The sequence below is a fragment of the Kitasatospora setae KM-6054 genome (genome assembly GCF_000269985.1).
Classification (GTDB): domain Bacteria; phylum Actinomycetota; class Actinomycetes; order Streptomycetales; family Streptomycetaceae; genus Kitasatospora; species Kitasatospora setae.
On record NC_016109.1, the window covers coordinates 358354 to 384655 of the forward strand.

Annotated in this window: 24 protein-coding genes and 1 pseudogene; 12 read left to right on the top strand and 13 right to left on the bottom strand. The window is 76.3% G+C overall.

Annotation, left to right across the window (positions count from 1 at the left end; translation table 11 throughout):
• The first annotated feature begins 125 nt into the window (after positions 1-125).
• Positions 126-920, top strand: coding sequence for a class I SAM-dependent methyltransferase (locus KSE_RS01520; protein WP_014133485.1), 795 nt, complete (start codon positions 126-128; stop codon positions 918-920).
• A gap of 142 nt (positions 921-1062) precedes the next feature.
• Here KSE_RS01520 and KSE_RS01525 read toward each other — a convergent pair whose 3' ends face one another.
• On the bottom strand, positions 1063-1854 hold the full coding sequence (locus tag KSE_RS01525) for an SDR family NAD(P)-dependent oxidoreductase (protein ID WP_014133486.1): 792 nt from the start codon (positions 1852-1854) through the stop codon (positions 1063-1065).
• Between the two features lie 122 nt (positions 1855-1976).
• On the opposite strand from KSE_RS01525, the gene KSE_RS01530 reads away from it, so the two are divergent.
• A complete protein-coding gene (locus tag KSE_RS01530) occupies positions 1977-2561 on the top strand; it encodes a TetR/AcrR family transcriptional regulator (protein ID WP_014133487.1) in 585 nt (194 codons plus the stop codon).
• A gap of 154 nt (positions 2562-2715) precedes the next feature.
• On the opposite strand, the gene efeU is transcribed toward KSE_RS01530, so the two are convergent.
• The 4 genes from efeU to KSE_RS01550 form a co-directional block, all read right to left on the bottom strand.
• A complete protein-coding gene (gene efeU / locus KSE_RS01535) occupies positions 2716-3558 on the bottom strand; it encodes an iron uptake transporter permease EfeU (protein WP_014133488.1) in 843 nt (280 codons plus the stop codon).
• Positions 3559-3602: 44 nt separating this feature from the next.
• Complete coding sequence (efeB, locus tag KSE_RS01540; RefSeq protein ID WP_014133489.1) at positions 3603-4898, bottom strand: iron uptake transporter deferrochelatase/peroxidase subunit; 1296 nt, start codon at positions 4896-4898, stop codon at positions 3603-3605.
• Between the two features lie 207 nt (positions 4899-5105).
• Complete coding sequence (efeO, locus tag KSE_RS01545) at positions 5106-6263, bottom strand: iron uptake system protein EfeO (protein WP_014133490.1); 1158 nt, start codon at positions 6261-6263, stop codon at positions 5106-5108.
• Between the two features lie 342 nt (positions 6264-6605).
• Positions 6606-7757: an acyl-CoA dehydrogenase family protein gene (locus KSE_RS01550; RefSeq protein ID WP_014133491.1), complete on the bottom strand. Its 1152-nt coding sequence runs from the start codon at positions 7755-7757 to the stop codon at positions 6606-6608.
• A gap of 98 nt (positions 7758-7855) precedes the next feature.
• Here KSE_RS01550 and KSE_RS01555 point away from each other — a divergent pair, with 98 nt between their 5' ends.
• The 4 genes from KSE_RS01555 to KSE_RS01570 all read left to right on the top strand — a co-directional run bounded on the left by KSE_RS01555 (position 7856) and on the right by KSE_RS01570 (position 11585).
• Complete coding sequence (locus tag KSE_RS01555) at positions 7856-8584, top strand: TetR family transcriptional regulator (protein ID WP_014133492.1); 729 nt, start codon at positions 7856-7858, stop codon at positions 8582-8584.
• Between the two features lie 221 nt (positions 8585-8805).
• Entirely contained in the window at positions 8806-9303 is a 498-nt protein-coding gene (locus tag KSE_RS39570; protein ID WP_014133493.1) for a Zn-ribbon domain-containing OB-fold protein, read from the top strand.
• A 319-nt stretch (positions 9304-9622) separates the two neighbouring features.
• A complete protein-coding gene (locus KSE_RS45565; protein ID WP_158413046.1) occupies positions 9623-11047 on the top strand; it encodes a hypothetical protein in 1425 nt (474 codons plus the stop codon).
• A 151-nt stretch (positions 11048-11198) separates the two neighbouring features.
• A complete protein-coding gene (locus KSE_RS01570) occupies positions 11199-11585 on the top strand; it encodes a tetratricopeptide repeat protein (protein ID WP_014133495.1) in 387 nt (128 codons plus the stop codon).
• 96 nt (positions 11586-11681) lie between these two features.
• On the opposite strand, the gene KSE_RS01575 is transcribed toward KSE_RS01570, so the two are convergent.
• Positions 11682-13691 carry a SpoIIE family protein phosphatase gene (locus KSE_RS01575; protein WP_014133496.1) on the bottom strand — a complete coding sequence of 670 codons (2010 nt, stop codon included), beginning with the start codon at positions 13689-13691 and terminating at the stop codon, positions 11682-11684.
• A 425-nt stretch (positions 13692-14116) separates the two neighbouring features.
• Here KSE_RS01575 and KSE_RS43285 point away from each other — a divergent pair, with 425 nt between their 5' ends.
• On the top strand, positions 14117-14275 hold the full coding sequence (locus tag KSE_RS43285) for a hypothetical protein (RefSeq protein ID WP_014133497.1): 159 nt from the start codon (positions 14117-14119) through the stop codon (positions 14273-14275).
• A 152-nt stretch (positions 14276-14427) separates the two neighbouring features.
• Positions 14428-14787, top strand: a complete 360-nt coding sequence (locus tag KSE_RS01580) for a 5-carboxymethyl-2-hydroxymuconate Delta-isomerase (protein WP_014133498.1) — start codon at positions 14428-14430, stop codon at positions 14785-14787.
• A 51-nt stretch (positions 14788-14838) separates the two neighbouring features.
• On the opposite strand, the gene KSE_RS39575 is transcribed toward KSE_RS01580, so the two are convergent.
• Entirely contained in the window at positions 14839-15189 is a 351-nt protein-coding gene (locus KSE_RS39575; RefSeq protein WP_081539797.1) for a VOC family protein, read from the bottom strand.
• A gap of 60 nt (positions 15190-15249) precedes the next feature.
• Positions 15250-15873, bottom strand: a pseudogene (locus tag KSE_RS01585) (TetR/AcrR family transcriptional regulator); the annotation flags it as partial.
• 150 nt (positions 15874-16023) lie between these two features.
• Here KSE_RS01585 and KSE_RS01590 point away from each other — a divergent pair.
• On the top strand, positions 16024-17049 hold the full coding sequence (locus KSE_RS01590) for a hypothetical protein (RefSeq protein WP_014133500.1): 1026 nt from the start codon (positions 16024-16026) through the stop codon (positions 17047-17049).
• A 72-nt stretch (positions 17050-17121) separates the two neighbouring features.
• Here KSE_RS01590 and KSE_RS01595 read toward each other — a convergent pair whose 3' ends face one another.
• From KSE_RS01595 to KSE_RS01605, 3 genes are all read right to left on the bottom strand, one after another.
• The gene (locus tag KSE_RS01595) at positions 17122-18903 is read right to left on the bottom strand and encodes a hypothetical protein (RefSeq protein WP_014133501.1); all 1782 of its coding nucleotides are present in this window, start codon (positions 18901-18903) and stop codon (positions 17122-17124) included.
• A complete protein-coding gene (locus KSE_RS01600) occupies positions 18900-19628 on the bottom strand; it encodes an ATP-binding cassette domain-containing protein (RefSeq protein WP_014133502.1) in 729 nt (242 codons plus the stop codon). The genes KSE_RS01595 and KSE_RS01600 overlap by 4 nt, the downstream gene beginning before the upstream one ends.
• A gap of 61 nt (positions 19629-19689) precedes the next feature.
• On the bottom strand, positions 19690-20574 hold the full coding sequence (locus KSE_RS01605) for an alpha/beta hydrolase (RefSeq protein WP_014133503.1): 885 nt from the start codon (positions 20572-20574) through the stop codon (positions 19690-19692).
• 127 nt (positions 20575-20701) lie between these two features.
• On the opposite strand from KSE_RS01605, the gene KSE_RS01610 reads away from it, so the two are divergent.
• Complete coding sequence (locus KSE_RS01610; protein ID WP_014133504.1) at positions 20702-21169, top strand: MarR family winged helix-turn-helix transcriptional regulator; 468 nt, start codon at positions 20702-20704, stop codon at positions 21167-21169.
• Positions 21170-21337: 168 nt separating this feature from the next.
• Here the strand turns inward: KSE_RS01610 and KSE_RS01615 are convergent, their stop codons facing one another.
• A complete protein-coding gene (locus KSE_RS01615; protein ID WP_014133505.1) occupies positions 21338-22582 on the bottom strand; it encodes a glycoside hydrolase family 6 protein in 1245 nt (414 codons plus the stop codon).
• A 310-nt stretch (positions 22583-22892) separates the two neighbouring features.
• Between KSE_RS01615 and KSE_RS01620 the strand changes: the two genes are divergently transcribed.
• Together KSE_RS01620 and KSE_RS01625 are read left to right on the top strand one after the other, a co-directional pair.
• Positions 22893-24032 (top strand): questin oxidase family protein, encoded by a 1140-nt coding sequence (locus KSE_RS01620; protein ID WP_014133506.1) that lies wholly within the window; start codon positions 22893-22895, stop codon positions 24030-24032.
• Positions 24033-24099: 67 nt separating this feature from the next.
• Positions 24100-24501 (top strand): hypothetical protein, encoded by a 402-nt coding sequence (locus KSE_RS01625; protein WP_014133507.1) that lies wholly within the window; start codon positions 24100-24102, stop codon positions 24499-24501.
• 66 nt (positions 24502-24567) lie between these two features.
• Here the strand turns inward: KSE_RS01625 and KSE_RS01630 are convergent, their stop codons facing one another.
• Entirely contained in the window at positions 24568-25851 is a 1284-nt protein-coding gene (locus KSE_RS01630) for a metallophosphoesterase (protein WP_014133508.1), read from the bottom strand.
• Between the last annotated feature and the right edge of the window lie 451 nt (positions 25852-26302).

The window sequence follows — 26302 nt, forward strand, 5'->3', positions numbered from 1 at the left end:
TCGGGGCGGCCGCCACGGCCGGAACTCCCCGACCGCCCCCGGCCCGCACCGCGGTCGGCGACCCGCCCCGGACAGCGGACCGCAGGACGCCGCACCGGCCGGCCCGGAGAAGGAGATCCCCGGACATGGCATCACCGAACACGGACTTCGGCGCGGCGGGAGCCTCCTGCGCCCGCCACAACGCCTCCGCACGCGGCCGGCTGCGGCACGACCTCGTCGCCCGCCGGCTGCTGGCCGAGCTGCCCGGGGCTCCGGCCCGCGTGCTGGACGTCGGCTGCGGCGACGGCGAGATGACGCTCCGGCTGGCCCGCGCGGGCCACCGGGTCACCGGGGTCGACCCGTCCGCCGACATGCTCGCCGCCGCCGCCGAGCGCCTCGCCGCGGGCCTCGGCGTGCGCTCCGACCACGCCGACCGGGTCCGCCTCCGGCAGGCGGACCTCGCGAGCCTGCCCGCGGACCTTGGCGTGTTCGACGCGGTCTGCTGCCACGGCGTCCTGATGCACCTGGACGATTCGGCGGCGGCGGTCCTCCGGCTGGCCGGCCTGGTCGCGCCCGGCGGCGTGCTGAGCGTCCTGACCAGGAACCGGGGGGCCACCGGCGTCCGCGAGGCACTGCGCGGCGACTACCGGCGGGCCCGCGAGCTGATCGAGGCCGGCGCGGGCGAGAGCGTGGGCAACCTCGGGCTCGGCACCCGGGGCGACGACCCGGCCCGGCTGGACGCCTGGGCCGCGGCCGGCGGCCTGGTCCCGCTCGCCTGGCAGGGCGTGCGCGTCTTCCACGACCACCGGGACGACTGGCGGCCGGACCCGGCCGAGTACCAGGCCGCCCTGGAACTGGAGTGGGCCGCCTCGTCGCGCGACCCGTACCGCGGGACGGCCCGCCTGGTCCACACCCTGGCCCGCCGCCCGGCCCACCCGTGAACCGGAGCGGGCCCCCGCGAGGGCCCCGCCGGCCCAGCCCGGAACCCCTCGCGCCCGTCGGGCCACCGCCGGTCACCCGTCCCGCGCGCTTCCCCTTCCTCGTTCGAACGAAGGGGGGCGGTCCCGGCCGCCGGGCCGCCCGTCAGGCGAAGTAGCCGCCGTCGACGGCGAACACGCTGCCGGTGACGAACGCGGCGGCGGGGGTGGCGAGGAAGACCACGGCGGCGGCGATCTCCTCGGGGCGGCCGTAGCGGCCCAGCGCGTTGGCGGCGCGCTGGGCGTCGGAGTGCGGGCCGCTCTCGTCGTTCATCTCGGTGGCGGTGGAACCGGGCTGCACGACGTTGACGGTGATGCCGCGCCCGGCGAGCTCGGCGGCGGCGCCGCGGCTGTACGCGGTGACGGCGGCCTTGGTCGCGGAGTAGTCGGCGAGGCCGGGCAGGCCGGGGCGGGCGGCCAGGTTGGAGCCGATGGTGATGATCCGTCCGCCGGCCGGGAGCCGGGGCGCGGCGGCCCGGATCGCGGCGGTCACGCCGGACACGTTGATCGCGTACTGGCGCTCCAGCGCCCGCGGGTCCGCCTCCCCGTCGACCAGGCCGCCGGCCAGCACGCCCGCGTTGTTGACCAGGATGTCGAGCCTCCCGAAGTCCGCCGCGACGGCGGCCACCAGCGCCTCGACCTCCGCGGCGTCGCCCTGGTCGGCCTTGTACGCGGCGGCCCGCCGCCCGAGCGCCTCGATCTGCCGGACGACCTCCTCGGCGCGCGGCGCCGAGCCGCTGTGGCTGAGCGCGACGTCCGCCCCGGCGGCCGCCAGGGCGAGCGCGGTGGCGGCGCCGATGCCGCGCGAGCCACCGGTGACCAGGGCGGTGCGGCCGGCCAGCACGTCGGGCGCGAAGGTGGCGGCGGACGTCCGGGTCAGTTCCTGCGTCTGCGTCATGTCGGGTTCCCCTTCGAGATCTGTACCGCTCGGTACACATCGAGGAAGTTACCATATCGGTCGGTACAGAATCCGCCGGAGCACTCCCACCCACCGGCCTGACCCCGGGAAGGCAGGACGACATGACGGGCCGTCCGCGCACGTTCGACCTCGACGACGGACTCGACCGCGCCATGCGGGTCTTCTGGCGGCACGGCTACGAGGGCACCGCGCTCTCCGACCTCACCGCCGCGATGGGCATCAACCGGCCCAGCCTGTACGCGGCGTACGGCAACAAGGAGTCGCTGTTCCGCCAGTGCCTCGACCGCTACCGGACCGGCCCGGCCCGGCGCACCCACGAGGCCCTCGCCCAGCCCACCGCCCGGGCCGTCGCCGAGCACCTGCTGCGCGCCACCGTCGAGGTGGTCACCCGCGAGGAGGGCCCCGGCTGCCTGCTGGTGCACGGGGCGCTCGCCACCGGCGCGGGCGCCGAGGCCGTGCGCGCGGAGAGCGCGGCCCGGCGCGCGGACCGCCGCGAGGCGCTCCGGGCCCGCTTCGAACGGGCCCGGCTGGCGGGCGAGTTCCCGCCGGACACCGACCCGGCCGCGCTCGCCGACTACCTCACCACCCTCACCTACGGCCTCGCCGTCCAGGCCACCGAGGGCACCCCGCCCGACCGCCTGCACCGGATCGCCGCCCAGGCGCTCCGCGACTGGCCCAGCGCCTGACGCCCCCGGCCGGGCCCCGGAGAGCGGCGTCCCCCCGGGAACGGAACCGCCCGGAAGACGGAACCGCCCGGAGAAACGGAACCGCCCGGGCACCGCGGTTCTCGCGGTGCCCGGGCGGTCGCTGCTCCCCGTGCGGTCGTTCCTCCGGCCGTCCTCAGACGGCCTTGGCCTCCGGCACCCGCTTCGGCGGGGCGCCCGCCGACTTCGCGGGCCGGAAGAAGAAGTACAGCGTCGGGGCGAGGTAGAGCGCCCAGACCCAGACCTGGACCTTCGTCGGGTCGGGCTGGAAGTTGAAGACGCCCTTCAGCAGCGTCCCGTACCAGCTGTCGACCGGGATGGTGGAGGAGATGTCGAAGGCGTGGACGCCCAGGCCGGGGATCCAGCCGGCTTCCTGGAGGTCGTGGACGCCGTAGGCGAGGACGCCGGCGGCGACGACGACGAGCATGCCGCCGGTCCAGGTGAAGAACTTGGCGAGGTTGATCTTGAGGGCGCCGCGGTAGAACAGCCAGCCCAGGACGACCGAGGTGAGCAGGCCGAGGGTGGCGCCGGCCAGCGGGTTCCAGCCGTCGCCGGTGGACTGGACGGCGGTCCAGATGAACAGGGAGGTCTCCAGGCCCTCGCGGCCGACGGCGAGGAACGCGGTGGCGACGAGGGCGCCGGTGCCCATGGCGAGCGCGGCGTCCAGCTTGCCCTGGAGTTCGCTCTTGAGGTGGCGGGCGGTGCGGCGCATCCAGAAGACCATCCAGGTGACCAGGCCGACCGCGATGATCGACAGGCTGCCGCCGAGGGCTTCCTGGGCCTCGAAGGACAGCTGGCTGGAGCCGAACTGGAGGACCGCGCCGAAGGCCATCGCGAGCGCGACGGCGGATCCGACACCGATCCAGACCGGGCCGAGCCGGTCCCGGTGGCCGGTCTTGACCAGGTAGGCGATCAGGATGCAGACCACGAGGCTGGCTTCGAGGCCCTCGCGCAGGCCGATCAGGTAGTTGGCGAACACGGCGGTTCTCCTTCCTCGGGTGAGAGGGGGGTGGGTGGCGGGGGTCAGCCGAAGAGGGACTGGCCCCACCACTCGCCGGGCTTGCGGACACCGGGCGGGCAGGCGAAGTGGGCGGAGCCGACGTGGGTGATGTACTCGTTCAGCTTGTCGTTGGCCGCGAGCTTGGTCTGCAGCGGGACGAACGCCTTGCGGGTGTCGCGCTGGTAGGCCAGGAAGAACAGGCCCGCGTCCAGGCGGCCGAGGCCGTCGGAGCCGTCGGTGAAGGAGTAGCCGCGGCGCAGGATCATCAGGCCGCCGTTGCTGTCGGGGTGGGCGAGGCGGACGTGCGAGTCGGCCGGCATCGCCGCCAGGTCGGGGGCGTCGCGCTCCTTCTGCCCGCCGTAGGGGGCGCCCTCGATCTTGGTGCGGCCGAAGGTGTCCTCCTGGTCCTTGAGCGAGGCGCGGTCCCAGGTCTCGATGGTCATCCGGATCCGGCGGGCGACCAGGTAGGAGCCGCCGGTCATCCAGTCGGCGCCGTCGCCGGGGGCGACCCAGACGTGCTTCGCCAGCGCGTCGGCGTCCGTCCCGGCGATGTTGTGGGTGCCGTCCTTGAAGCCCATCAGGTTGCGCGGGGTCTGGCTGTCCGGCGTGGTGGAGGAGGTCTTGCCGAAGCCGAGCTGCGACCAGCGGACGTTGACCACGCCCATGCCGATCCTCGCCAGGTTGCGGATCGCGTGCACGGCGACCTGCGGGTCGTCGGCGCACGCCTGGATGCACAGGTCGCCGCCGCTGCGGCCGGCCTCCAGCCGGTCGCCCTTGAACTTGGGCAGGTCGACCAGCGCCTCCGGCAGCTTCGCCTTCAGCCCGAACCGGTCCACGCCGTCCTTGTCGAACAGGGTCCGCCCGAAGCCGATCGTCAGCGTCAGCCGGGAGGCGGGCAGGCCGAGCGCCTCGCCGGTGTCGTCCGGCGGCGACTCGGGCACGACGCCGACGGCGCCGCCGCCGACCTCGCGACCGCCGGTGATCGACGCGGCGGCCTTGGTCCACTCCTTGAGCATCCTGACCAGGGCGTCCCGGTCGTCGGTGATCACGTCGAACGCGGCGAAGTGCAGCCGGTCCTGGACGGGGGTGGAGATGCCCGACTGGTTCTCCCCGTAGAACGGGATCTCGGGCGACGGCTGCGGCGCGGCGCCGTCGTCCTCGCTCGACATGGTCGCGGCGGCCACCGTGCCGACCGCGGCCGCGCCGAGCGCGACGCCGGCGCCCGCCCAGCCTATGACGGCCCGTCGGCTGAGCCCGGCCTGCCGCTCCCGCCCACCGCTCTCGGCGGGGGCCGCCTGCTGCTCGTTCTCGGCGTCCATCTCTGGCGTTCCCTCTCGGACGTGTCGGACCTGTCGGACCTGTCGGGCGTGTCGAGCCCGGAACCGGGTGCCGCCGCGGCCGCGACGGCACCCTGACGAGGACTTAGCTTACGCTGCCCTTACCTGACCCCTCGCCCGACCTGCCCCGCTTGACCCGCCCTTGACCTGCGGCGAGTCGGCGGCCGCCGTTCGGCGACCCCGGGACGGCTACTTGACGACGACCGCGGCGGCCAGCTTGGAGAGCGGCTCGCCGAGCGAGTTGACCGCGTCCGAGAAGGTCTTGCGCTCGTCCTCGGTGACCTTGTCGTACGAGGTGTAGGTGCCGTCGGCGGCGCGGTACTTGCCGAGCAGCCCGGTGATCTTCTCGAACTCGGCGTCCAGGGTCTTGGAGAGCCCGGGCTCGTTCTCGGCGGCGACCGGCTTCAGCAGCTCGTAGGCCTGCCGGGCGCCCTCGACGTTGGCGGCGAAGTCCGAGAGGTCGGTGTGGCTGTAGCGGTCCTCCTCACCGGTGATCTTGTTCTTGGAGACCTCGTCCAGCAGTTCCTTGGCGCCGTTGGCCATGCCGGTCGGGGTGATCTCGGCCTCGGGGATCCGCTTCTGCCAGTCCTTCAGGTCGGTGACCAGCTGGGCGGCGAGGGCCTTCTCCTCGTCGCCGATCTTCCCGTCGACCCAGAGCGACTTCTCGATCCGGTGCCAGCCGGTCCAGCTCTGGCCCTCCCCCAGCGCGTCCTCGCGGGTGTCGGTCTTCGGGTCGACGTCACCGAAGCTCTCCGCCACCGGCTCGGTGCGCTCCCAGCCCACCCGCGACGCGGCGAACAGCGACTTGGCCTTCTCCACGTCCCCGGCGGTGACCGCGGCGGCGAACTGCTCGACCACCGGGATGGTCGCGTCGGCCTGCTCCTGGGCGTACGTGCGGTAGTCGGCGACCGCCCGGGTCAGCCGGTCGTCCGCCTTCGCCGGGGCCGAGGAGCCGGCCGTGACGGTGATCTTCTGCCGGATGCCGTCACCGGTCATGCCCGGCTTGCAGGCCACCTCGTAGGTGCCGGCCTTGATCTCGGCGTTGATGGTCACCTTGGTGCCGGGGCCGATGTTCTCCCGCTCGGTGACGATCTTGTCGCCGTCGGCGTAGACGTACAGCTCGGTGACCTTGCTGCCCTTGTTGGCCACCGCCAGCTCGACGTGCCCGGCCGGGAACGAGGTCTTCGACAGGTCGCACTTGCTGTCCGTCGCGGTGACCTGCACCGAGCCGGCGGCACCGTCCGCCGAGCCCTTGCCCCCGTCGTCCTTCTTCGAGCACCCCACCAGCGCGGCACCCGCCACGGCGAGGACGAGGAACGCGGCGGCGGACGTACGGCGGGCGGGCATGCTCACTCCAGGGACGAGGGGGTGGACCGGTACGGGCGGCCGCCCGGGGTGTTCCCCGGCGGCCGCCCAGTAAGCTAAGGCATACCTTAGATCCCCCGCCACACCGGGTCGACACCCCGGGCCGCCCGAACCCGCCCGAACCGCCCGCTCCGACCAGCTGTTTTCAGCCAACTACCGGCCACTGCCCGGGAGTTCGCGGCAGCCCCGGACGCCCCACCCGCCCCGCGTGTGACCGGAAGCACGTGCCCGAGCACGTGCCCGCCGACGCCCCCGGGAACGCCGCCGGGGGCGTGGGGAGCGGCTCGCGCCCTCTCTCCACGCCCCCGGCGAATGGCCGCTCCGCTAGGGGAGGTTGCGGGACATCACGATCCGCTGGACCTGGTTGGTGCCCTCGTAGATCTGGGTGATCTTCGCGTCCCGCATCATCCGCTCCACCGGGTAGTCCCGGGTGTACCCGTACCCGCCCAGCAACTGCACCGCGTCCACCGTCACCTCCATCGCCACGTCCGACGCGAAGCACTTCGCCGCCGCCCCGAAGAACGTCAGGTCACCGTCCCCCCGCTGCGACCGCGCCGCCGCCGCGTACGTCAACTGCCGCGCCGCCTCCAGCTTCATCGCCATGTCCGCCAGCATGAACTGCACCCCCTGGAAGTCCGCGATCGCCTTCCCGAACTGCCGGCGCTCCCGCACGTACCCCTTCGCGTAGTCCAACGCCCCCTGCGCGATCCCCAGCGCCTGCGCCGCGATCGTCACCCGGGTGTGGTCCAGCGTCCGCATCGCCGTCGCGAACCCCGTCCCCTCCTCCCCGATCATCCGGTCCGCCGGGATCCGCACCCCGTCGAAGTACACCTCACGCGTCGGCGACCCCTTGATCCCCAACTTCCGCTCCGGCGCCCCGAACGACACCCCCGCGTCCCCCTTCTCCACCACGAACGCCGAGATCCCCCGCGACCGCGCCGACGGATCCGTCACCGCCATCACCGTGTAGAACTCCGACACCCCCGCGTTCGTGATCCAGCGCTTCACCCCGTCCAACACCCAGAAATCCCCGTCCCGCACCGCCCGCGTCCGCATCCCCGCCGCGTCCGAACCCGCCTCCGGCTCCGACAGGCAGTACGAGAACATCCCCTCACCCCGCGCCAACGCCCCCAGGTACTTCGCCTTCAACGCCTCCGAACCCGCCAACTGCACCGGCAGCGACCCCAGCTTGTTCACCGCCGGGATCAACGACGACGACGCGCACACCCGCGCCACCTCCTCGATCACCAGCACCGTCGCCAACGCGTCCGCCCCCGCGCCCCCGTACTCCTCCGGCACGTGCACCGCGTGCAGATCCGCCGCCAGCAACGCCTCCAACGCCTCCGCCGGAAAACGCCCCTCCTCGTCCACCACCGCCGCGAACGGGGCGATCTTCGCCTCCGCCAGCGAACGCACCGACTCCCGGAGCATCTCGTGCTCCTCACCCAGCCGGTAGAGGTCGAAGTCCTGGCTCATGGCAAATCTCCTCACTGTGGCACTCAGTACCCCCGATTATGCACACTCAGTGCCGTCCGGCCCAGCCCGAGCGCGCCGGTCGGTGCTACCGTCCGGGTATGAGCGAGGTGCAGGGGCAGGACCGGACGGCCGGGAGCGGCGGAGCGCGGACCACGATGCGGGACGCGCTGGTGGAGGCCGCCTTCGAGCTGTTCTCCGAGCGGGGCTTCGAGCAGACCACGATCGACGACATCGTGACGCTCGCCGGGGTCGGCCGGCGGTCGTTCTTCCGGTACTTCCCGTCGAAGGAGGCGGTGGTCTTCCCCGACCACGACGGCTGCCTGGCCGACATGACGGCCTTCCTGGCGGCGGCCGACCCGGCGGGCGACCCGGTGGAGCAGGTCTGCGACGCGGCCCGGCTGGTGCTGCGGATGTACGCGGGCAACCCGGCGTTCTCGGTCGGCCGCTACCGGCTGACCAAGCAGGTGCCCACCCTGCGGATCCACGAGCTCTCGGTGGTCTGGCGCTACGAGCGCACCCTGGCCGGCCACCTGCGCACCCGCTACGCGGCCCGCTCGGACGGCGCCCTGCGGGCCGACGTGATCGCCGCCGCCGTGGTCGCCGCGCACAACTACGCGCTGCGGGCCTGGCTCCGCTCGGGCGGCGAGGGCGACGTGGGCGCGGCGGTGGACGAGGCGCTGCAGCTGGTGGCGGACACCTGGGGCGGCGGCGGCGAGGGCGGCGCGGGCGCACCCTCGCAGGACGACGAGGTGGTGGTGATGGTGGCCCGGCGCGGGACGCCGATGTGGCGGGTGGTGCAGGGCGTCGAGGCGGCCCTGGAGGGCTGAGCCGCGCCGGCCGCCCGAGCCCGACGGCCGGTCGGTGATCGGTCGGTGATCGGTCGGTGATCGGTCGGCGGTCACACGATGGCCGGACGATACGACTTGGCACTCGGTACCTTTACACGAGGCACTGAGTGCCATACCTTCCTTCTGGCAGCCGCCCCGACCGCACGCCCGCTCCCGGGCGGCGGTACGACGGCGCACCCAGGTCCCGGAAGGAGACGGCCTTGACCCTCACGCTCGCCCCGTCCGCACCGCACACCCCGCAGGCGCCCCACGTCCGGCAGCCCCAGCAGCCCGCGCAGCCGCCGCAGTCCTCGCACGCCCCGGACTCCCCGTTCGCCCCCTTCGGCGACCGCCCCTTCCCGCACCAGCAGCCCCGGACCGCCGGCCCGTCCGGCGAGGCGGAGCTGGACTACCGGCGCTGCCGCTGGTGCCACTCGGCCAGCGCGGCCGCCTGCCTGCTCTGCCCGGTGTGCGGCTCGGCCGACCTGGTGCCCGCGCGGGCGTCCGGGCAGGGCACGGTGCAGCGGCTGCTGCGGCCGACCCGCCGCGGGCCGCAGCCGGGGCGGCCGTACCTGATCGTGCTGGACGAGGGCCACACCGTGCAGGCCGCGGTGCTCGGCGGGCTGCCGGGCGCGGTGCCGATCGGCGCCCGGGTGCACCTGGTGACCAGCGAGGAGGGCGGCCGGGTGCTGACCTTCCGACTGGCACCGCGCACCTGACGGCCCGTCCCGCACCTCCCCGCCCCGTCCTCGTCCCCGTCCTCGTCCTCACCCCGGGTCAGTACCCGCAGCTCCCGGCCCCTCCGACCGACCCCCGGGACCCCGGGCCGCCGTCCCCCACCGGCGCCCGGTCCGCGCCCCCCGGCGCTGGCACTCGGTGCCACCGCCGGGGGGCGTTCCTCCTTCGGACGTCCCTGCCGTGCGCACACTTCCGACATGCCTCCTCCCGCCTGTGCCTCCCTGGCGGGAACCGGTGCACGCGGTACCGCTACGCGGGTAGGGTCGGTGGCGTTTGTCTTTCCGGGGGAGGTATCCACACGTGCTCGACCTGAGCGCACATCAGTCGGCCGCCCGTTGGCGTCCGTTGTCCGGCCCGCCGCCGGGGCGGGCCTGGCGGGACGGGCTGGCGGCCAATCCGGGAGCGCCGGCCGAGGTGCTGCTCCGGCTGCTGGACGAGGGCGCCGAGCCGGGCGAGCCGGGCTGGCTGGCCCGGCGGCCCGCCCTGCCGGAGCGGGTGCTGGAGGCCGCGCTGCGGCACCCGAGGTGGCCGGTGCGGGCGGCGCTGGCCGAGCGTCCGGGTCTGCCGGCGCCGGCGCTGGCCGAGCTGGCCGCCGACCGGGAGCGCCGGGTGCGGCGGGCCGCCGCGTCGGCGGCGCACCGGACCGCGCTGGCGCCGGAGGTGCTGGCCGCGCTGGCCGCCGACCGCGACCCGGACACCCGCCGCCGGGTGCCGGGCTGCACGGGCCTGCCGCCGGAGCTGCTGGTGCTGCTGGCCCAGGACACCTCGCCGCTGGTGCGCGCGGCGGCGGTCCGGGCCGACTCCTGGCCGCAGCTGCCGCCGACGGTGCGCACCGGCCTGCGGGCCGACCGCGACCCGGCGGTGCGGGCGGCGGTGCGGCGGGCGCTGCGGGTGGAGCGGGAGCTGCCGGTGTCACTGGCGGGCTACATCGCCGAGAGCGACCCGGCCCGCCGGGAGCGGACGGCGGCCGGCGCCGGGCTGGAGCGGTCGCTCGGCGAGTGGCTGGTGCTGGACGACGACCCGCGGATCCGGGCGGCCGCGGCGGGCAACCCGCGACTGCCCACCGACCTGGCGCTGACACTGGCGGCCGACCCGCACGAGGCGGTGCGGCTGGCGGTGTCGCTGCGCGCCGACCTGACGGAGGCCCAGCGCGCGACGGTGGCGTACCGGCTGCCGGACGTGCCGCCGCCGCTGCCGTGGGTGGCGGAGCGGGCGGGCGATCCGGCGGAGCTGCTGCGGCTGGCGCGCTCGGCGCACCCGCTGGTGCGCTGCGCGGTGGCCTCGCTGGAGCGGCTGCCGGACGAGGCGGTGGCGCTGCTGGCGGCGGACCCGGAGCTGCTGGTGCGCCTGGCGCTGGCGGAGCACTGCGCGGACGCGCCGGGCGGGCTGCTGCGCTCGGTGTACGAGCAGCTGCTCGGTCCGGCCGCGCTGGTGGCGGACCCCCGGTTCGCGGCGCCGGGCCTGGCCGCGTGGGCGGACCGCCCGGAGCCGGCCCTGCGGCTGGCGGCGCTGCGCGACCCGGCCCCGGCCCCGGAGGTGCTGGCCGCGCTGGCGGCGGACGGGGACGGCGTGGTGGCGCGGGCGGCGGCGGGCGATCCGCGGCTGCCGCTGCGGGCGCTGCTGGGGGCCCTGGAGCCGGACGCGCAGCCGGCCGCGGCGGCGGGCAACCCGGCCCTGCCGGTGCCGTTCATGCACCGGCTGCTGGAGCTGTCGGCCGCGGGGTGAGGCGGCACCGGAGTGGGGCGGCTCCGGAGCGGGGCGGGCGGGGCGGCCGCACCGCGCGGGGCGCGCGTGGAATAGCACCCGGTGGGTGAATGTTCAACCACCTGTCGGGCCAGCGCGGCCCGGCAGGACCCGGAAACGGGAAGGAGCAGGCATGACCACCGACCTCCGCCACAACGACCCCCGCCACCGCGGCGCGTCCGTCGTGACCCCGGGCGAGGGCACCGCCGAACGCTGGGCCCGCGCCCAGCTGTTCTTCGACTCCAAGGCGTACGCGGACGCCGCGCTGCTCCTCGCCGAGGTCGTCGACGAGGTGCCCGAGCAGGTCGGCCCGCGCCTGCTGCTGGCCCGCGCGTACTACCACTCGGCCCAGCTGCGCCGCGCCGAGGAGCAGCTGCGCGCGGTGATCGAGCGCGACCCGGTGGAGCACTACGCGCACCTGGTGCTGGGCCGGGTCCTGGAGCGCCAGGGCCGGAACGCCGAGGCCGTCCCGTACCTGCGGCTGGCCTCCGCGTTCGACGGCGAGTTCCCCGACGCCTGACCCCCGCACACCGCGCCGCGCCGCACCGCACCGCACCACGCCGCCCCCGGCCGTTCCCACGGTCGGGGGCGGCGTGCCGTCCGGGGCGGGCCGGGGTCAGTCGAGCGGCAGCTCGGCCCAGATCACCTTGCCGCTGGCGGGGTAGCGGGTGCCCCAGCGCTCGGCGAGCTGGGCGACCAGGAACAGGCCGCGGCCGCCCTCGTCGGTGTCGGTGGCGTACCGCAGGTGCGGGGAGGTGGCGGAGCCGTCCCAGACCTCGCAGATCAGCGCGCGGTCGCGGAGCAGCCGGACCCGGATCGGCTCGGCGGCGTGCCGGATCGCGTTGGTGATCAGCTCGCTGAGCACGAGTTCGGCGGCGAACGCCTGCTCGGACAGGCCCCAGTCGTCGAGCCGGCGGGTGACGGCGGCCCGGATCCGGGCGACGGCGGCCGGGTCGGCGGGGACGTCCCAGTCGGCGACGTGGTCGGCGGGCAGCGCGCGGGTCCGGGCGACCAGCAGCGCGATGTCGTCGGCGGGGTCGCTGGGCAGCAGCGCGGCCAGCAGGTCCTCGCAGGTCTGCCCGGGGTCGCGGCCGGGGCGGGCGAGGGCGCCGCGGAGCAGTTTCAGGCCGTGGTCGACGTCCTGGCCGCGAGAGGCGAGCAGCCCGTCGGTGTACAGCACCAGCCGGCTGCCCTCGGGGAGTTTCACCTCGGTGCTCTCGTAGGGCAGGCCGGTGACGCCGAGCGGCGGGCCGGCCGGCAGGTCGACGATCTCGATCCGGCCGTCGGGGTAGGCCACGGCGGGCGGCAGGTGACCGGCCCGGGCCAGGGTGCAGCGGCGGGTGACCGGGTCGTAGACGGCGTACAGGCAGGTCGCGCCGGTGATCGGGCGGTCGGCGCCGTCGGGTGCGGGGTGCTCCTGGTCGAGGCGGTTGACCAGGGCGTCGAGGTGGCCGAGCAGTTCGTCGGCGGCGAGGTCGAGCGAGGAGAAGGTGTGCACGGCGGTGCGCAGCCGTCCCATGGTGGCGACCGCGTGCACGCCGTGGCCGACCACGTCGCCGACCACCAGGGCGACCCGGGCGCCGGAGAGCGGGATGACGTCGAACCAGTCGCCGCCGACGCCGGCCTGGGCGGGCAGGTAGCGGGAGGCGACGTCCAGGGCGTGCTGCTCGGGGAGTCCGGCGGGCAGCAGGCTGTGCTGGAGGGCGACGGCCATGGTGTGCTCGCGGGTGTAGCGGCGGGCGTTCTCGACCAGGACGGCGGCCCGGGCGGTGAGCTCCTCGGCGAGGGTGCGGTCCTCCTCGTCGAAGGCGGGGCGCGGGCGGGCCCGCCAGAAGGTGGCCACGCCCAGCAGCGTCCCGCCGACCGTCAGCGGCACCGCGACCAGGGTGTGCACCTCCTCCTCGCGCATCGCGTCGACGGTGCCGGGGCTGACGTCGTCCCAGGCGGCCAGCGCGGCCGACAGGTCGGGCTCGACCACCGAGCACGGCCCGGCGAGGGCCCGGGCCCTGGGGGTGCCGGGGACGACCGGGACGGGCACGCCGGGCGCCAGCAGCGGCGGCAGCTCGGTGACGCCGGCCAGCGCGGCGCGGCGCAGCGGGCGGTGCCGGCCGGGGCGCGGTTCGCCGCCGGCCAGCACGCCCTCGTACAGGTCGACGCTGGCGAAGTCGGCGAAGGCGGGGACGAGGGCGGCGGCGAGCTCCTCGCAGGTGCGGGTGATGTCGAGGGTGGTGCCGATCGAGGCACCGGCCCGGTAGAGCAGCTCCAGGCGCAGCCGGGCGGTGTCGGGGGCGACTGGCGGGGCGGTGTCGCGCAGGGTGGCGAGCCGGCAGGGCGGGCCGCCGAGCCGGTCGGCGGGGTGCAGGTCGACGCTGAGGGTGCGGCCGCGGACCAGCGCGGGGGCGCCGGTGAGTGCGCCGGGGGCGTCCAGCAGGGTGGTGAGCGCGGGCGGCAGGTCGAGGGCGTCCAGCGGGTGGCCCTCGCAGTCGGCGGGCAGGCCGAGCAGGCGGCGGGCCTCGTCGTTGGCGTAGCGCAGGCGCCGTTCGGCGTCGAGCAGCAGCACGCCTTCGCGGACGACGGCCGGCTCGGGTGCGCGCTGCCGGCCCGTCCCGTCCGTGGCGGCGGTCATCCGCGCCGTCCGGCGGGGGCCGGGGCCGGGTGGGCGGGGTGGGCCGCGGGGGCCGGGCGGGCAGCGGGGGCGGGGCGCGGGGCGATGGACAGCCGTCGCGGAGGGGCCTGGTCCGCCACGCTGCGTCCACCGGGTGCTGCCCGAAACCGGGTCATACGCCCATTCCTACACTCCCCGGTCGGACCGGGCCAATGGCCGCGCCCGGATTTCCCCGGTTGATGAGCTGCTTTTAACGGGCCCTTATTCACCTGACAGGGCGTCAGGAGGCGGGCAGGATGGGCCGGGTGGACGAGGACGAGGAGAAGTGGGTGCCCGTGCTGGCGTACCGGAACCTGCCGAAGCGGCAGAGCGCGGACGAGCGGCTGCGCGCTTGACTGCGCGCCCACGGCATCGGCTGGTTCCCGCTCGCCGCCGACGAGGTGCGGATGGACCTGGCGTGCGGGATCGGGCCGGACGGGCAGTGGTGGGGCCGGGTCGTGCTGTCGGTGGACGCGGCGGCGCTGCGCCGGCTCGGCCTGCACGCCGAGCAGCCGTCGGCGGTGCTGGCAGACCCGCCGCCACCGGGCTGGTGGGGGCGCTGGTGACCGGGTCGGCGGGGGTGCCGGTGACCGCTCCGCGCGGCACCGCGTCCCGCTGAGCGGGCGGCTCGGGGGACCCCGGGCGCGGGGCCGGGGCGGGCCGGGGAGAGGATAGGCGGATGTAGAAGCCAAGCATCTGCGCGAAGAGGTCCCCCGCCATGCCCCACATCACCGTCGACTACTCGCCGCAGCTCGCCGACGCCTTCGACCGCCCTGGTTTCGTCCGCGAGCTGCATCCGCTGGTGCGCGAGTGGGTGGCGTCCCGGGGCGTCTGCAAGACGTTCTTCCGCCCGGCCGCCGAGACCTGGGTCGACGCCTCGGACGGGCAGCTGGTCGCCTTCGTGCACATCGCGATCGGCCTGCTGCCCGGCCGCCCGGAGGGCCTCAAGGCCCGCCTCTCCGAGGAGGTGCTGCGCCTGCTCGACAAGCACCTGCGCCCGGTCCTCGGCCGGGAGGTGGTCCGCTCGGCGGAGGTGCGCGACCTCACCGCCTCCTACCGGCTGCGCACCGGCTGGTGACCGCGGCCGTCGCCTCCGCCGCCGCCTCTCCCCCGTCCCCCGCGCCCTCCGTCAGCGGTGGCCGAGGACGTTGACCACCCGGCCGTTGGGGTCGCGGACGAAGAACCGCCGCACGCCCAACTCCTCGTCGCACAGCGGGTGGACGATCTCGGCGCCCGCCGCGCGCATCGCCGCGTAGGCCGCGTCCACGTCGTCGACCTCCACGCTGAGGTCCGGGACGACGGGCGCGGTGGCGTCCCCGGTCGCCAGGCCCAGTTGGGCGGTCGGGTTGCCGGGGGCGGCCAGCGTCATGATCCAGCCGTGGTCCATCGCGGCCTCCAGGCCGAGCCGCCCGTAGAACTCCCGGCTCTCCCGGCGGGCCGCCTCCCGGACGAGCTTCACGTTCGGCACCACCCGCCGCACCGGCCGGACGGGCTCCGCGCCGGACTGCCCGGCCGGCGGGTGGACCGGCTGGTGAACCGGGCGTTCCGCGGCGGCGAAGGCGGGGGCGAGCGGGGCCAGCGCGGCGCGGAGCCGGTCGGGCAGCGGGCCGGCCGGGACGACCAGGGCGCCGGTGCCGCCCGCCGGGCCTGCCGCCGGGCGGAGCCACTCCCCCAGGGCGACGCGGACCGCCGCGGCGGTGGCCGCCGCGAGGACGCGGGCCGTCAACGGCTCGGCACCGTCCAGGCGTTCGGCGATCGCGTCGGCGAGCGGGGGCTCGATCCCGGCGGTGGTGTCGAGGAACGCCTCGCGCAGCGCGGGCCGGCTGACGACCAGCAGCAGGGCCCGGGGGTCCTGCGCGGCGGTGTCCGCGTACTTCTCGACCACCGCGTCGGTGACGGCCTCGGCCAGCGGGGTGCCCGCGGGCCGGGCCGTGACGGCCGCCGCGATCCGGGACTCCCGGTCGGCGGCGACGGCGGCGGCGATCGCCTGCTCTCGGCTGGCGAAGTAGTTGTTGTAGGTGCGCGGCGAGACCCCGGCGGCCTCGGCGATGTCCTCGACCCGCACCCCGTCCGGGCCGTGCTCCAGGGCCAGCCGCAGCGCCGCCTCGCGCAGGGCCGCCCGGGTGGCCTGCTTCTTGCGCTCCCGCAGCCCAGGTGTCGTCACCCCACCAGCCTTCCACACCACGCTGCGCCCGCGCAAACTTGCTGCCCAGTAGATTTTCGCACACGCAAACTTGCGCACACGCATTTTCCCTGCCAGCCTCGTCCCCGCCCCACCCCCTCATCCACTCACCCCACCGACCGAGGAGCGACCATGCGCGCCAGGGGAATCGCCTACGACACCGGGTTCGTCCTGCACGGCCGGACCTCCCACCCCGGCTTCGACCCCGAGCTGGTGCGGCGCGAGCTCGCCGTCATCCGCGACGACCTGCACTGCGACGCCGTCCAGCTGATCGGCGGCGATCCGGAGCGGCTGGAGCTGGCCGCCCGGGCGGCGGCCGGGCTCGGGCTGGAGGTCTGGTTCTCGCCCTACCCGCTGGAGCTGGAGCCGGCGGAGGTCCTCGCCCTGCTGCGCGACTGCGCCGAGCGGGCCGAGCGGGTGCGGCTGCTGGGCGCCGAGGTGGTGTTCGTGGCGGGCGTCGAGCTGAGCGTGATGAACCGCGGCTTCCTGCCCGGCGGGACCCCGGAGGAGCGGGTCGGGCGGCTGATGGCCCGGCCCGAGCGGCGGGCGGCGGAGATCCGCGCGCTGGGCGGGCGGATGAACGCCTTCCTCGGCGAGGCCGCGGCCGAGGTCCGGGCCCGTTTCGGCGGTCGGCTGACGTACGCGGCCATCCAGTTCGAGCAGGTCGACTGGGCCCCGTTCGACTTCACCACCTACGAGCTGCTGCGCTCCGCCGAGATCGCCGACGTGTTCCGCGAGGCGGTGCGCACGCTGGCCCGGGGCCCGAAGCCGCTCGCCGTCACCGGTTTCGGCACCGCCGCCTACCGGGGCGCGGGCGACCGCGGCGGCCGGGTGCTGGAGGTGGTCGAGCACGACCCGGCGACCGGCGCCCCGCTCCGCCTCGACGCCGCCCACGAGCGCGACGAGGCCGGGCAGGCCGCCTACCTCGACGAGCTGCTGGAGGTCTTCGAGACCGAGGGCGTCGACAGCGCGTTCGTCTACCTCTTCGCCCTCCCCGGCTACCCGCACCGCCCGGACGGCGACCCCCGCGACGACCTCGACCGCGCGAGCCTCGGCCTGGTCAGCCTCCTGGAGACCGGCCACGGCACCGCCTACCCCGGCCTCCCCTGGGAACCCAAGCGAGCCTTCACCGCGGTCGCCCGCCGCTACCGACGGTAGAGCCGGTAGCGGCGGGCGACCCGGGTGGCTGAGCGGCCGGCGCGGCGCCTCGTGCGAGCCGGACCGGGCGGGTCAGGCGCCGGTGGGGCGGGCCCGGGCGGGGAGGAGGGTGGCCCGGTGGCGGGCCCAGGCGAGGAGCAGGACGGTCAGGGTGGTGCCGAAGGTGGCGGTGGAGGTGAGGTTGTCGGCGGTGGCGTCGCGCAGGGCCGCCGAGAACGGGAGGGCCAGCAGGGGGAGGGCGACGCCGGGGCCGGCCGCGTACCAGGCCAGGAAGAAGGCGACGCCGGTGCTTCCGCCGCTCGGATTCGGGGAGCGGTAGAGCAGGTCGCGGCGGGCCGGGCCGCGGCAGGCGTTGACCAGGGCGGCGGCGGCCAGGGGCGGGACGGCGAGGGGGGCCAGCCAGGCGACCGGTCCGGCGCCGAGCAGGAGGAGGGTGGCGGCGGCGGCCGTCGCGAGGACGAGGGCGAGCAGCGCGGGGACCACCGCGTGGCGGAGCATCAGGCCGGAGAAGGGGTAGGGCGACCAGGAGGAGCGGCGGACGTCGTCGGTCTCGATCCGGGCGGGCTCCAGGAGTTGGGCGACGGCCAGGTAGCCGAAGAGCAGCGCGAGGGCGGCGACCGCCCAGGAGAGCACGCCGCGGGTGTCGTGGGCGGGGGCGGCGCAGAGCACGGCCGGGACGGTGAGCAGGACGGCGCGGCCGGGGCGGGCGGGTGTCCGCAGCAGGGAGAGGGTGTCGCGCCAGTACATGACCAGCGCGCGGCGCCGGGGCGCGGGGAGCCGGACCCGCAGGCGGCGCGTACCGCCGGTGGCCTCGGCGACGGCCAGTTTGGCGGCGCGCGGTTCGACGGTGCGCAGCGCGGCCATGACGCCGGCGGCGGTGCGGGCCCGTTCGCGCAGCAGGGTCAGCGGGACGGTCCCGGCGGCCCGGTCGGCGAACAGCAGGGCGAGCGCGGTCGACAGCACCAGCAGGACGGCGGCGAGCGTCCCGCCGGGGACGGCGGCGGGGGTGGGGGCCAGCGCGGCGACGCCCGCCCAGCCCCAGGGTCCGGACCAGAGTTCGATCCGCTCCAGCCAGGGCACGGGGTGTCCGGCGGCGGCCAGCGCGCTCTGGGTGGCGAACAGCAGGACGAGCACCGTCGCGTACGGGGTGAGCAGCCGGGCCCAGTGGGCGGCCCGCGGGTCGCGCTGGACCAGCAGGCCGGCGCAGACGCCGAGCAGCGGCAGGCCGAGCGCACCGGTCAGGCTCCAGCCGAGGGCGGCGGGCAGGCCGGTGCGGACGGTCAGGCCGAGCGCGACCATGCCGCCGAGGGCGGCGATCAGGCCGGGGAAGGCGGCCAGTCCGCAGGAGAGCCAGAACCAGGGCCGCAGCACCGGGCGGGGCCGGACCGGGTGGGCGAGCAGCCAGTCGGTGGTGGCGCGCGGCGGGACGACCGGCCCGCGCCACAGCCCGTCGCGGACGGCCAGCAGCAGGACGGCCAGGCCGACCGCGGCGATGCCGCCGGGCATGGCGGCCAGCAGGCCGGGGCCGTAGCGGGTGTAGTCGGCGCCCATCGACGCCTGGAGGAAGAGGCCGAAGCTGGGGACGCCGCCCCAGACCAGCAGGAGCAGCACCGTGCAGTAGGCGGCGAAGGCGATCTGCTTGGCCCGGTTGCGCCGGTGCGGTGCGCGCAGGGTGCGCAGCAGGGCGAGCGCCTCGTCGGTCCAGTCGTCGTCGGCCGTCCACTCGGCGGGCGTGCCCGGGTCGTCCGCCTCGTCCGCGCCGTCCGCTTGGTTGGGACCGTCGGGCCCGTGCGCGTCGTGCTCCTCGTCCGGCTGCCCGGTGCCGGTTCCGGCGGCGGTCCGCGCGCCGCTCACCGGAGGCCGACCGTTCCGGCGCCCGGGGCGGTCGCGGCGAGGACCTCGGCGGGCGGGCCCTGCCGGATGACCCGGCCGTCCTCCAGGAGCACGGCGCGGTCGGCGACCTGGAGGGCGAGGTCGGTGTGGTGGGTGACCAGCAGGACGGCGACGCCGTCGGCGAGTTCGACGGTGAGGAGTTCGACGAGGCGGCGGCGGGCCTCCGGGTCGAGGCGCTGCTCGGGCTCGTCGAGCAGCAGCAGGTCGCGCGGGCGGACCAGGGCGCAGGCCAGCAGCAGGGCCTGCAGCTGTCCGGAGGAGAGCGCGGAGGGCAGCGCGTCGGCCCGTTCGGTGAGCGAGCGGTTGGCGAGCACGTTGTCGACCCAGGCCGCGGCGCCGGCGACGCCGTGCGCGACGGCGACCAGCATCAGGTGCTCGCGGACGGTCAGGTCGGGGTAGTGGGCGACGGTGTCGCCGACGACGGCGACCCGGGCCCGGATCCGCGGGTCGTTCTCGTCCATCGGCAGGCCGTCGAAGCGGACGGTGCCCCGGGTCGGCAGGTCGCGGCCGGCCGCGATCCGCAGCAGCGTCGACTTGCCGGAGCCGTTGTGCCCGAGCAGCGCGACGCACTCGCCGGCCGCCAGTTCCAGGTCGACGGGGTGCAGCACCTCCCGGCCGCCGTACGAGCGGCTGACGCCGGTCAGTTGCAGCAGGGCCCGGCGCGGGGCGGGGGTGTTCTCGGCCATGCGGGGAGTGCCTCTCGACGAGCGGATCGCCCAAGTATGGCCCCCGGCCGGGCAGTCGGGTTCAGCGGGCCAGGAAGGCGGTGAGTTCGGCGTTCAGCGCGGCGGGCCGCAGGTACGGGAGGCCGTGGTGGGAGACGCCGGGCAGGGTCCGGACCCGGGCCCGCGGGAGCAGCCGGGCGGCGCGGGCGGCGAGGGTGCGGGCGTCGTGGGGGCGGCTGTCGGCGGCGGGGAGCAGCAGGCAGGGCGCCCGGAGCGCGGCCAGCGCCGGGGCGGTGGGGCGGGGGCCGGTGACGGGACGGGGAGCGGGGTAGGTCGCGGCGAGTCCGTACAGGCGGGCCCAGTCCGGGTCGAGCGGGACGCCGCCGGTCTCCCAGGCGAGGAAGGCGCGGGCCCGGCGCTCGCTGGGGCGGGCCAGCATCGGGGCGGCGTGCAGCAGGTAGGAGGGGCGGTAGCCGGTGAGGCAGCCGGTCGGGTCGAGCAGGGCCAGCCGGCCGACCCGGTCCGGGCGGCGCAGCGCGTAGCCGAGGGCGATCCAGCCGCCGTACGAGTGGCCGCACAGGTCGGCGGGGCCGGTGCCGAGCGCGTCGAGGACGGCGTCCAGCCAGTCGTGCAGCTCGTCGACGGTCCGCGGGGGCGTGCCGCCGGCGGGGGCGGAGCGGCCGGCGGGGGCCGGGTGACCGGCGGGGGCGGAGCGGCCGGCCTCGCCGATCCGGTCGACGGCGAACACCCTTGCCGTGCGGGCGAGTTCGCCGACGTTGGCCCACCAGGAGGCGGCGGTCGCGCCACCGCCGTGGAGCAGCAGCAGGGGCGGGGCGTCGGGCGGTCCGGCGGCGTTGACCCGGGTGGTGCCCCAGGGGGTGGCGACGTCGAGGGTGTCGACCGGAACGGGCCAGCGGTCGAGCAGGGCGTCGTAGGCGGACAGGAAGGCAGACCGGTCGAATCCCATGCGGGCTCCCGTACAGAGTGTCTCGCTCGGCAATCTTCTCGCCGAGCGAGATACTATGCACGCGGTAGCCTCCGCCGACAACCACCCCCGCAACACCCCACGGCACCCCCTACGAGAGGACGGGCAGATGGACGATCCGGGCCCGGGCCTGCGCACCGTGCACCGGCTGCGCGCGCTCACCGTCGAACTCGACCTGCTGGCGGCCGCGTTCGCCCGCCGGAACGGCCTGCACCCGACCGACCTGCGGGCCCTGATCGCCCTGCTGGACGCCGCCCGGGAGGGCACGCCCGCCACCCCCGGCCGGCTCGGCCGCGAGCTGCGCCTGAACTCGGCGGGTACCACCGCCGTACTGGACCGGCTGGAGCGGCTGGGCCTGGTCCGCCGCGACCGCGACCCGGACGACCGGCGGCGCGTCCTGCTGGCGGTCACCGAGCGGGCGGTCGCCCTCGGGCAGGGGTTCTTCGGGCCGCTGATCGGCGAGACGGTCGCCCTGGTGGAGGGGCTCTCCCCGGCCGAACGGGCCACCGTGGAGGGCTTCCTGGCCTCCGTCTCGGGGATCGTCGCCCGGCACGCGGAGCAGGCGGCGGACGGGTGAACCGGACACGCAAACCTGCGGATGCGTAAACCTGCGGGCACGTGAACCCGGGAACGCGCAAACCTGCGGGCACGCAAATCTGCGGATGCGCAAACGCCCGGGCCGATCGCGCGATGGCGCGGGCCCGGGCGTCCGTGGTGCGGTCGGCGCGGTGTCAGTGCTGCGGTGTCAGTGCTGCGGGAGCAGGCCGGTGTTGAAGCCGAGCTTCGGCGCGGCGTTCGCCGCCAGCGAGTGCGCCTGGGCGGGCCACCAGCCGCCCGCGATCGGGTCGACCGAGCCGTACTCGGGGTCGGCCGGGCCGGCGGTGCCGCGGGTGCAGCTGCCGTCGGACTCGCCGGGGACCTTGATCCACAGGAAGGCGTCGAGCAGCGGCCGGCCGGTGTCCGCGGTGGGGCGGGTGCCCAGGCCGCGGGCGGGCGGGTTGCACCAGGTCTGCGGGTCGCCGGTGTACTTGCCGGGTTCCGGCGTCCAGGGGCCCTGGCCGTTGCGGCTGCTGTCGATCACGAAGTGGGGCAGCTTGGCGTCGGCGGGGACCCGGGCGGCGTACCAGGCGTCGGCGTCCGCGGCGGGCCAGTACTGGTTGGCGCAGGAGTCGGCGGTGGCGCCGGGGGTGTTGCGCAGGTACCAGACGCACTGGGAGACCAGGGTGCCGTAGCGGGCCAGCGCGGCGTCCGTCTGGTAGTTCGACACGTTCAGGAAGAAGCCCTGCGCGTCGGCGACTCCGGCGTCGACCAGCAGTTGGGCCTGGGTGCCGACGTTCTGCCAGCTGCTGTGGCCGGAGTCCAGGTAGACGACCGCGCCGGGCTGCTGCTCCAGGCGGCGGACGGCGGCGGAGATCTCGGCGAGGCGGTCCTGCTGCTGGGCGGCGGTGCCGCCGCAGAACGCGGGCGACAGGGCGAGGCCGTCCGGCTCCAGGATGACGACGGTCCTGCGGTCGCCGATGCCGCGGGCCAGCGCGTCGATCCAGGCCGCGTACTCGGCGCTGTTGGAGGCGCCGCCCGCCGAGTACTGCGAGCAGTCCCGGCCCGGCACGTTGTAGGCGACGGTGACCGGCACCTGGTGGGCCTTGGCGGCCTTCGCCTGCAGCGCGGCCATCGCGTCGGTGGTCTCCTGCGGGGTCGCCGTCCCGTTGAACCACTGCGCGACCGGCCAGGACGCCAGCCGGGCCATCGCCAGCGCGCCGTCCAGGTCGTGCGCCTTCAGGTCGGTCAGCGCCTGCTGGGCGGCCTTGCTGGCCGGGTCGACGTAGAACCGGGTGTCCGGCGCGAGGGTCCGCGCGGCGGAGCCGGACGCGGAGCCGGACGCAGAGCCGGATGCGGCGGGCGCGGCCTGGACCGGGACGGCGGCGGCGAGGCCGGCGGCGAGCAGCACGGCCAGCGACAGCGCGGCTCGGACGGGGCGGGGTGGGCGCATGGCGGGTCTCTCCGGGCGGTGATCGGCGGTCGGTCGGGGCCGCCCATGCAGCCAGCCCGGTGACACCCCGTCAAGGCCACCCCGTCGGCCCCGGCCGAACCCGCAGCGAAACCCGGCCGGAGCGCCGCACGGCGGTGAAACTTTCACCGGCGACCGGGCGAACCGGCACCACCGCGGGCGGCACGGCACCGGTGGGCGAACCGACACCACCAGGGGGCAGCGCAGCACTGCCGGCCGGGTGGGCGTAGGCCCCGGTCCTACGCCCGCAGCCCCTTATCCGGCCCGACCGACCGCGTCTACCGTCCTGTCCATGGACACGGTCGGGGACAGCACGGGAACGCTCGACGAGGCCCTCCAGCGCCTGCACGCCTGCGGGCCCGAACGGCTCGGGCGGCTCACCAACCACGCGCCGATGGCGGTCGAGGCGCTGGCCGCCCGGGGGCGGGCGGACGCGGTGCACGGCTGGCTCGACCGGTACGCGGACCGGCTGGAGGAGTTCCCGGCGCGGGTCGAGCCGATCGCGGGCCCCGAGGAGCAGCGGCGCGCGCTGGGCGATCCGCGCCGGATCGCCGACTGGATCGACCACTTCGGGCGGGAGCTGGCCGAACAGCCCTGGCGCGCGGTGCTGGCCCGCTGGTGGCCGGTGCTGCTGCCGGGCCTGTACGGCGGCTCGACGCACCCGGTGATCCGGGTCGGGCACGCCGTCCGCTCTCTCTCCGGCGGGTCGGCGGACGGTACCGCCAGCGGTACCGCGAGCGGGCCCAGGCTGGCCGAACTCGCCCACGGGCTGGGCTACTGGGCCGCCCGGCACCGCCCGCTCGCCGTGCCGCGCGCCGCACCGCTCGGCCCGCCGGTCACCGGGAGCGCGGCGGCCGCGCTCGACGCCGTGCCGCCGATCGCCGAGCGGACCGGCGGCTTCCCGCAGCGGCTGGAGCGCGTCACGGCGCTGCCCGACTGGACGCCCGCCGGCACCGGCCCGGACGAGGTCCGGCAGCGGCTGGCCGAACTCGTCCGGGCCGCGACCCACCGGTACGCGACCCACGGCCACGGCGAGCCGACCATGCTGGTGCACGCGGCCACCGCGCCCAACGCCGTCCTGCGGGTGCTACCCGCGCTCCCCCCTCCACTCTGGGGGCCGAGCCTGCGCGCCGCCTGGACGGCCTCCGCCGCGGTCACCGCGATGTACGCGCCGACCGGGCCGGACGCGCCGACCGGGCCGGAGGCTCCGGACGCTCCGCCCGCGACCCGCCGGGCCGCGTCCGGCGTCCGCTCGGCCGAGGAGGTGCTGGAGCGGGCGCTGGCGCACGGTGACGAGCACGTCGTCAAGCTGACCGACACCGCGCTGGACGTCGGCGATCCGCTCGCGCTCGCCGCCGCGCTGCGCGCCGTCGAGCTGAGCGAGCCGCTGGGGCGAGTGGTCCGGTACGGTCGGCGGCAGGGTGGCAAGTAGCGGTGAACGGAGGCGCGATGACGGACTTCAGGTCCTCGGCATCCCCGGCTGGAGCGGCGGCCGGGGGATGACCGTCACCGGCGGCAGCGGCGCGGATCGGGCGGCCGCCCGCTCGGTGGTGCACAGCTACCTCGCCGGCGGGCGCCGCTCCGCCCCCGTCCTGGTCTTCGCCCAGTCCGCCGTGCGCGACCAGAGCGAGGCGGCGCTGCGCAACCTGCTCGGCCACCCGGGCCGGCCGGAGCGCGCCGTCCTGCTCGGCCCGACCCGGCGGGAGGAGACCACGCTCACCGTCACCGGTCTGCCCCGCCCGGGCGTCCGGCACCTCTGGCCGGACCGCCGGATCGGCCTGCTCACCTTCGACTGGGAGCACACCCACCTCAGCCTGGCCGCCTGGGAGCACCCCTGGACGACGCCCTGCTCGCCTCACTGGGCCCGCTGCACCCGGGCCCCTGAGCCGTTGTGTCCCTGATCCGCGGCTCCCGGAGCCAGGAGCCAGGAGCCCGGAACGCAGACCGCTGAGCGGCGGGGCCCGCGTTCAGGCTTGGAGCGAGGCGAGGGTGACGATCGTGATGTCGGACGGCGCGCCGACCCGGACCGGCGGGCCCCAGGCGCCCGCGCCGCGGGTGACGTAGAGCTGGGTGTCGCCGTAGCGTTCCAGGCCGGCGACGGTCGGGTTGGCGAGTTCGGCGAGGTAGTTGCCGGGCCAGAGCTGTCCGCCGTGGGTGTGGCCGGAGAGTTGGAGGTCGACGCCGTGCCGGACGCTGTCGTGGACGGTGACCGGCTGGTGGGCCATCAGCACGGCGGCGCGGGCCCGGTCGCGGTCGCCGAGCGCCCGGTCGTAGTCCGGGCCCTGGCCCTGCGCGGTGCCGGCGATGTCGTTGACGCCCGCCAGGTCGAACCAGGGCAGCTCGACCCGGTCGTTCTCCAGCGGGTGCACGCCCAGCTCGCGGACGAACTCCACCCAGGGCGCGGCACCCGAGAAGTACTCGTGGTTGCCGGTGACGAAGTACGCCCCGTCCTTGGCCCGCAGGTCGGCCAGCGGGCGGGCGGCCGGGCCGAGTTCGGGCACGGTGCCGTCGACCAGGTCGCCGACCACGGTGATCAGGTCGGGCTGGGCGGCGTTGATGGTGTCGACGATCCGGCGGGTGTGCGCCGTGCCGAGGATCGGCCCGAGGTGGATGTCGCTGACCACCGCGATCCGGTAGCCGTGCGCGGCGCGCGGCAGCTTGGCCAGCGGCACCGTCACCTGCTTGAGCCGCGGCCCGCGCAGCACCCCGTACATGCCGTTGCCGACCACGCCGACGGCCACCGCCGCCGCGCCGCCCGCCACCACCCGGGAGACGAACAGCCGGCGCGCGGCGTCGGCGTCCGGGCGGGCGGCGGGCCCGGCGGGGGCGAGCGGAGACGGAGAAGAGGACGGAGAAGGCGACGGGGACGGGGACAGGGACGGCGGGACGGTCACCGACTCGGCGGCGGGGACGGCCGCGGTCGCGGTCGCGGGTGCCCGGCGGAGGCGGCGCAGCAGCGGGCGTACGGCCTCGCCGGCCAGCAGGGCGAAGAGCAGGTAGATGCTGACGGCCATCCAGAGGTAGCCGGGCCAGGCGAACCAGCGCTCGACGGCGAGCGGGAAGGCCCGTCCGCCGACGGCCGCCAGCAGCATGCAGACGGGCAGCGCGATCGCCAGGGCGGTCCCGATCCGCCGGTACCGGCCGCCGGGGCGGGAGACGTCGCGGACCATCCGGCGCCAGATGTACCAGTGCGCCGCCCCCAGCACCCCGAGGGCCGCGAGCGCTCCGAGCACCACCACCGCGATCTTCATGGGGCCAGTATCCGTGCCGCCCCCGGCGGGCCGGACGGCGGGTGTCCGGCCGGGTGCGCTCGGTGCCCGCGGCGGTCCGGTTCCCGGTCACCCCCTGTGAGCCCGCGCACATGGGGGCGGCCGTCTACGGCCCCGGATAGTTGGTGTACGGCGCGGCGCGGCCGGGCCCGCTCCGGCGTCTCCCGGACGGGGTGACCGGGGCGGCCGGGTCGCGAAGTCGCAGTTCGGCGGCGGGACGGCGGGCCTCCGGGACGCCCGGGGTGGGCGGCCGGACGGGACGGGCGGGGGCGGACGGGGCCGGGTGGCGGCGGGACGGCGACCGGGCCGATTACTACGGGGCGTAGTTTCGGCGGGCATTGTCCGGCCCTCCGGGGTCTGCCAAGAATGTCCCGTCCGCCAGGGCCCCGGCCGGTTCGACCACCGGGCTCCCGCCATCGCGCGTGCCGGGTGC